This window comes from Mesotoga sp. Brook.08.105.5.1, assembly GCF_002752635.1.
GTDB lineage: Bacteria > Thermotogota > Thermotogae > Petrotogales > Kosmotogaceae > Mesotoga.
The window spans coordinates 114,443-121,225 of the sequence record NZ_AYTW01000012.1 but is presented as its reverse complement, the minus strand read 5'-3'; the positions used below and the strand labels follow the sequence as shown (position 1 = coordinate 121,225).

The 6,783-nt window shown below is 42.8% G+C and carries 6 protein-coding genes; 4 read left to right on the top strand and 2 right to left on the bottom strand.

The window, feature by feature from the left end; genetic code table 11:
* Nucleotides 1-1,090 (top strand): group II intron reverse transcriptase/maturase (gene ltrA / locus V512_RS06015; RefSeq protein ID WP_099829546.1); only part of this gene is annotated, 1,090 nt, incomplete at its 5' end.
* Between the two features lie 779 nt (nt 1,091-1,869).
* On the opposite strand, the gene istB is transcribed toward ltrA, so the two are convergent.
* Together istB and istA are read right to left on the bottom strand one after the other, a co-directional pair.
* Entirely contained in the window at nt 1,870-2,595 is a 726-nt protein-coding gene (gene istB / locus V512_RS06010) for an IS21-like element helper ATPase IstB (protein ID WP_099829545.1), read from the bottom strand.
* The gene (gene istA / locus V512_RS06005) at nt 2,592-4,103 is read right to left on the bottom strand and encodes an IS21 family transposase (RefSeq protein WP_099829552.1); all 1,512 of its coding nucleotides are present in this window, start codon (nt 4,101-4,103) and stop codon (nt 2,592-2,594) included. Before istA ends, istB begins: the two co-directional genes overlap by 4 nt.
* A gap of 214 nt (nt 4,104-4,317) precedes the next feature.
* Between istA and V512_RS14940 the strand changes: the two genes are divergently transcribed.
* From V512_RS14940 to V512_RS05990, 3 genes are all read left to right on the top strand, one after another.
* The gene (locus V512_RS14940) at nt 4,318-4,755 is read left to right on the top strand and encodes a transposase family protein (RefSeq protein ID WP_099829544.1); all 438 of its coding nucleotides are present in this window, start codon (nt 4,318-4,320) and stop codon (nt 4,753-4,755) included.
* Nucleotides 4,748-5,878, top strand: a complete 1,131-nt coding sequence (locus tag V512_RS14425; RefSeq protein ID WP_108702523.1) for an ISL3 family transposase — start codon at nt 4,748-4,750, stop codon at nt 5,876-5,878. The genes V512_RS14940 and V512_RS14425 overlap by 8 nt, the downstream gene beginning before the upstream one ends.
* A gap of 347 nt (nt 5,879-6,225) precedes the next feature.
* Nucleotides 6,226-6,768 (top strand): prepilin-type N-terminal cleavage/methylation domain-containing protein, encoded by a 543-nt coding sequence (locus tag V512_RS05990; RefSeq protein ID WP_099829543.1) that lies wholly within the window; start codon nt 6,226-6,228, stop codon nt 6,766-6,768.
* The last annotated feature ends 15 nt before the right edge of the window (nt 6,769-6,783 follow it).

Here is a 6,783-nt window from a genome sequence, read left to right as displayed (position 1 = left end):
AATGTCCTCTGGCAGTTACTTTCCACCTCCAGTCAAAGCGATAGAGATAGAAAAGAAGAGTGGAGGGAAGAGAGTACTGGGAATCCCCACAGTTGGGGACAGAGTAGCTCAGATGGTAGCCAAAATCTATCTCAATCCCCTGGTAGATCCACACTTCCATAAGGACTCCTACGGATACAGGGAGGGAAAGTCAGCGATAGATGCCCTTGAAGTAACGAGGCAGAGATGCTGGCAGTATGACTGGGTACTGGAATTCGACATTAAAGGACTGTTCGACAACATAGACCATGAACTACTAATGAGGGCAGTCAAGAAACATGTGAAGATTCCATGGCTAAAACTCTACATAGAAAGATGGCTGAAAGCACCCTTTCAGAAACCTGATGGAAGAGTCGAAGAGAGAAGCAAGGGAACGCCACAGGGAGGGGTAATAAGTCCTGTACTGGCTAACCTCTTCATGCATTACGCCTTCGACAAATGGATGGAGAGAACTCATCCGGATAAGCCCTTTGCCAGATACGCAGATGATGGAGTGATACACTGTAGAACTCTGGAGGAAGCCCGGCTTCTTCTTGAAAGTCTTAAGACAAGAATGGAAGAATGCAAACTGGAGCTTCATCCAGAGAAGACCCGTATTGTCTACTGCAAAGACGATAAGAGGAAGGACGAGTATCCAAATACAAGCTTTGACTTTCTAGGATACACCTTCAGAGTCCGCAGCTGCAAAGACAGAAATGGGCGAATCTTCTACAGCTTCACCCCTGCAGTGAGTGAACAGGCAAAGAAAGCGATGAGGCAGAAGATCCGGAGAATGAGACTTCAAACCAAGTCATACCTGAGTATTGAAGAACTCTCAGAAAGGATCAACCTGGTAATAAGAGGTTGGATAAACTACTATGGACACTTTCGCAGATTTGAAATGTATACAGTACTGAGTCGGCTAAACAAAGCCTTAGTTCAATGGGTAAGAAACAAGTACAAGAAAAGGAGAGGTCGTACAAAAGCGGGTAAATGGCTAGAAGCTCTTGCTCGCAGGGAGCCTCGCCTATTTGTACACTGGACAATGGGGATATTCTATTCGGCTGGATAATGGGAGCCGGATGAATCGAGAGATTCAAGTCCGGTTCTGAGAGAGCCTGGGGGTGAAATCCCCCTGGGCTACTCACCAGTTATAAGAGCAAAGCTATAGAAGTGGTTCTCAAGTCTAGAGTCTTAGTGAAGTCATAATTGAAGAAAACCTGAGAGGGAAACAAGGAAACACGAGGGAACTGATTAGAAATAAGGAGGTCTTTCGGGCGTTCTCAACTCAGTTCTTAGGAGGTTCTTACAAATATCTTATCCTCAGAAACCGTCTAATCGATTCGACTGTCAGCTCCCTCGCATAGAAATGGAATATATAATGATACCCCATACAAGATGCAAAATGCAAGGGAAAATCAGAGCTGTTACATGGGAAACTATACTGATACAAAAGTTAATCACAGAGCCAATTCTGTGGATCTGCAAGTATTGCTCAAAGACCGCACTGAAATAAGACGAGAAGAATCGTATTGTAATTCGAGGAACCAACTAACTTTCATTCTCTCCCTATTGAGAAATCAATTTCATCGCGAGTCATCCACATAGTTCATCAGGGAAAATAAGCTGAGAGCAAATCCCTCCCTTTAGAGCTCGACAAAGAATACTGATCTTCAAGAAAAAGAGTTCCGTTGCGTGGATTAGTGACATGTTCTTGCATTAACCTTACAGGAGTATAGCTTCTTGACCTGTGAAATCCGATGTCCAGTTTTGCTCAAGAACTGTTTTTTGCAAGAGTGAATTCCCTGTATTTGCAAGAATTCCAAAGAACTTTCCACCCGGGAAATTTAGTTAATGAGTTTTCATTAGAGAATTTCTAATTCTAAAACTCTGACCTTCGAACAACAACAAATGACTGTGGTGAACAAGACGATCAATCATTGCCGCGGTCATCTGTTCATCGTAGAAGATATGGACCCACTTACTGAACTCCAGATTCGTTGTGATTATCACACTCCTTTGTTCATAGCATTCTGAGACAACTTGAAACAACAACTTCGATCCATCACGATCAAGAGGCACATAGCCCCACTCATCACAGATAATAAGATCGGCCTTCATTAGCGTTTTCATGAAGGCGTTTAGTTCTGACTTCTTCTGTGCTTCTGAAAGGCGATTTACCAGCGCAGCCGTTCTGAAGAAACGAACCACCTTGTTCTGTTTGCACGCTTCTAAACCGATTGCCTGAGCAAGGTGAGTTTTTCCAGTACCAACATTTCCATACAGAATCAAATTCTTCTTCTCGTCTACGAAAGATGCTTTCTTCAGTTCTTCTGGACTTAAATCTTGAGGTAGTCGTATCTCTTCGAACGAGAAGTCTTCGAATGTCTTCAGTGCATAGAAGCCCGCCTGTTTTACCAGGCGGTTCTTCCTTGAGGTCTCACGGTTATCCAGAGCAATCCGTAGTATCTTCATAAGGTATTCCTGGTTGTTGTCCGCTTCTACCTCTTCAAATACATCCACTATCTTCCTTCCAAGGCGTAGCTTCTTGCAGCAGTACGCAATCTGCTCTTTCATGATTGGCCACTCCTTCCCAGGAATAGATCGTAGTCAAGTGCTTTGTTCTTAAGAGGCGGGAGTTCTGGTATGTCACTCGGGAGTAAAACAGGACTGAACTCGAAGCTTTCCGTGTTGAGCCGCCGGAATATAGCGAGAACACTATCGCTGTCTTTTGTCCCTCTCTCTAGAGCTACAAGGAAGGCTTCTACTGCACTCGAAAAGCCTGTATCTTCGCTCAGCTCTGCAAGGATCTTGAGAGTCTCTTTCTTGCTTGAACGATCACTCTGGTCAAGAAACTCTTGTAGTGGAGAAGGAAACAGTTCGTATATACCCGTGTATTTCAATGCTGCCGGTCTCCTGGACAACTGGATGAGATAAGGTATCCAGTTCATGGATTCTCTCTTCATCTGTCCATACTGTCTGGGATGAGTGATTATCTCTTTGTAGTCCCTGTCCATTACGATAACTTCATGAGCGGTCAGTCTTGCCCATATCTCGGTCTTTGCATATTTTGGAGCGCTTGAATAGGTATGCCTTCCTTTCTCAAGAGTGAACTTCGCGTGAGCATCTGTGCGAACGGCCAAGAGGATCGACTCATCGTACTTACTTTGCGCAAGAGTTAGAAGCTTTGTCCTGTCTTCTTCAAATCGCTCTCTTATCATGCCAGGCTTCGAATAGTGCGGTCTTTCCATATCATGATCACATCGAACCAGGAGCTCTTTGTTGAAGGCCATAAGGTCACTTATCTCTGGAACAGGAACTAGCAGGTTTCTCCTATGGTATCCCACTTTACTTTCGACGCTGCCTTTCTCATTCCCGCTCTGAGGATTACAAAAGACTGCTTCGAATCCATAGTGATTCTTGAATCTGAGAAAGTGTTCTGAAAGGACCCGGTCTCCTCCCTTCAATATCTTGCTGACCATGGATGAGGCGTTGTCAAACCATATTCGGTTGGGAACACCCCCTATGTGATTGAAGACATTCATGAGCCCTTCCATTAGGCATTGCTGGTTTTCTCCCTTGAAAAGTTGAAGATATCCCCCGTTGCTGTAGGGAAAGGAGACATTTAGAGTATATCCGTGACAGCGAACACCGTTTTCTATAAAGTCAGCTTCACCAAAGTCTACCTGTGCTTCACCGGGTTTGTGTTCCAAAGCGAAGTAAAACTCCTTGTTCTGTCCATAAAGTTCTTTTCTCTTCTGTGCCATGTATGTTGCCACAAGACGATATGAGCAGTCAAAGGAATCACCATGTTTTTCCTGAAGCCTTTTGAATACTCTTAAAGCCGTATGTCGCTGTTTCCTTCTTTCAAGTTTGTCTTGCTCAAGCCAACAATCAATCTCTTCTTTGAAAGGATCGAGCTTCGACTTAACTGCTTTCTTTGCCTGTGGTGGCTGTGTATTGAAATCATCCTTCAGAATGTACTTCTTCACTGTCTTCACATCCGTCTCTGTTTCTCTTGCAATCTCCACAATTCGCTTTCCTTCATTAAAATATTTGCTTCTGATAGAATTGATCTTAGCCATTGCAACCATCCTCCTTTGTTCCTCCCCTCATAGTGTCCTAACTACAAGGGTAGGTAATTCCGGGGGAAGTTGCAATGGCTCTTGCATTAACAGGGAATTCTCCTCTGCAATTTCAGGGATTCACTCGGCTCTTCCTCAATAAGTAGGAAAAGAGTGAAAGAATGCGTAGAATTGAGTAAGTCACTTATTTTATTATCGAAAGCGGATGAGGGAATTGGAAGAATTACTTAGGTCACTGGACCGGGATCTTGTGTTGATTGAGTCTCGAGTGTATGAAGACAGGATAGAACTACATGCAAAGATGGGACGAGAAGAAGCAGTGTGCCCCTATTGTGGTGCGAAGTCAAAGAGTGTTCACACGATTTATCTGAAAGCATTTTCCGATCTACCTGTTCAGAGTAGACAGTTGACAATAGTACTTCAAAGGAGGGTATTCTTCTGCAAGAATACAGAGTGTGAGAAATCGAAATTCGCAGAGAGACTCAGTTTTGTTGACGATTACGGGAGAAGAACAAAGAGATTGAATGAAAGAATAATCGAGTTGGCAGCAAGCATGAGTGCCCTGAAAGCTGAGGGAATAGTCAGTAATGGACTTACCGAAATATCCGACGACACGATTCTGAGGATGTTAAAAAAAACAGGTTATAAATAGAACGCTTCTCAAAACAGTCTGCATAGATGATTTCGCAACCAGGAAGGGCCACACATATGGCACATTAATGGTAGACTATGAGACCTCAAAGGTTGTAGATATGATTCCATCAAGGGATACTGGCGAAGTTACAGAGTGGTTGAGAGGATATCCCGAAATAGAAGTGGTATCAAGAGATGGGTCAATAGGATATGCGAAGGCTGTAGCAGAAGCTTTGCCCGGGGCACTACAGGTAAGTGATCGTTTTCATCTGGTTAAGAACCTTATCGATGGAGCAAGGGAGTATATTAGACGCACAATACCTCCCAGAATAAAGCTGAAAGAAGTAGTTGGCGAAAATCAAACAGTGAGAAAACTTACCAAGGCCGAAATCAAACGTAGAGAAACAGAAGAAGCGAAGAATGAGCTTGTTGGGACTGTCAAAGAAATGTACCTGAAGGGATACTCAGTAAGTGCCATTTCCAGAGAACTAAAGATAGATTGCCGGACAGCAACAAAATACGTTAAGCATCAGGGAAGGATGCTGAGCGCCTCAAGAGAAAGAAGAAGCATACTCGACCCATACAAAGAGACTATAATCACTCTTAATCATGAAAGAAAGACAATAGCCAGCATATTCAGAGTAATCGCTAAAGAAGGTTATAAAGGTTCATACAGGAATTTGAACGCATTCTTGGCTGAACACAACGAAGGTTTGGGAAGAAGGCACAGAAAGACTTCTCCCGAAAAGATTCTTAGAAGAGGACTGTTGATCTCATTTCTACACAACGATATCTCAAGGTTCAAAGTGGAAGATCAAGAGAAGATAGAAGAGTATCTCAAGACAAACAAGAACCTTCAAAACCTCTGCTCGGCAGTTAACGACTTCAGAGACATATTTAGAGTCAAAGATGATTCAAGGCTTGAAAACTGGTTGGAAAAAGTAAAAAAGTTCAATATCCGTGAGCTAACAACCTTCGCCAGGGGAATAGAAAGAGACATTGAGGCAGTTAAGAATGCGATCAGGACTGAGTTTAGCAATGGAGTCATAGAAGGCGTCATAAACAAGCTTAAGGTGATTAAGCGGATAATGTACGGGAGATGTTCATTTGAACTATTGCGAGTGAAGGTGATCATGAGTTAGTTCATATAATCTGAGGAAGAGCCATTCACTCTCTGCAATTACCGGTACTTATATTCTGCAGCAAACACTCAAGAACGTGGTCGATCTGGCATGGGTGTTTGTTTCGAGAGCTACTGTTCAAGATAATGTGATAAAATCATTTGGGTTAAGAGAACATTGAACTGAAGATATCGTGATATTTTTGTGATTTGCCATACTTAGGATTCTATAAGCTGTTTGGACTTACCAAAAAAAGGACTCCCGTCAGTGCCTATGTCATTTTCTTTTTAGTAGCAGTTAATCAAATCGGGATCTAGTGAAAGCCTCATTCTGGAATGACGGTGATGAAGCGGATACGGAGGTTACGCTTGAGAAGATTTGCTGAATCTAGGAGCAAAGGAATGACAGTTACAGAGTTGATGGTAGCTTTGGCTGTTTCGACAATTGTTTTGCTAATTGTCACTCTTGTCACTACGCAATCGCTGAAGATAACCAAGGCTACCAAAGCTTCTATGACCCTCGACGAGGAGATAACGAAGCTACATACTTCTATGAATTATCTCGTGTCTAGAGAATTCACATTTCTTTATGGCATTAGTGATCCGCAATTTTCAGATGCATCGTTGACTCTGATAAACAATATTCCTTCAAGCGATAGTAGTGGAGTAAGGTACGCTACTTCAACGATTTTCTATGAACCAGAGAATGCGAGAATAGTTCACGAGTTTTATGGTAAGGATCTCAGCATCAAACGCTCTACATTAGTAGAGAATGTCAGTGCTTTCAAGTTCGATTTAATACCGAATACTTCGTACCTGTCATATGATGCGACATTCTCATATTATGATTCCACAGCGGCTACTAGACCAATTCTGATTAGAAGGACGAAAGGGTCGGTGAGGTTCTATTAGGAAGGGATTTACAGT

Excerpts from the sequence above, each read along its gene's own strand:
- istA (WP_099829552.1), bottom strand. The coding sequence starts at position 4,103 with ATGGCTAAGATCAATTCTATCAGAAGCAAATATTTTAATGAAGGAAAG.
- istB (WP_099829545.1), bottom strand. The coding sequence starts at position 2,595 with ATGAAAGAGCAGATTGCGTACTGCTGCAAGAAGCTACGCCTTGGAAGG.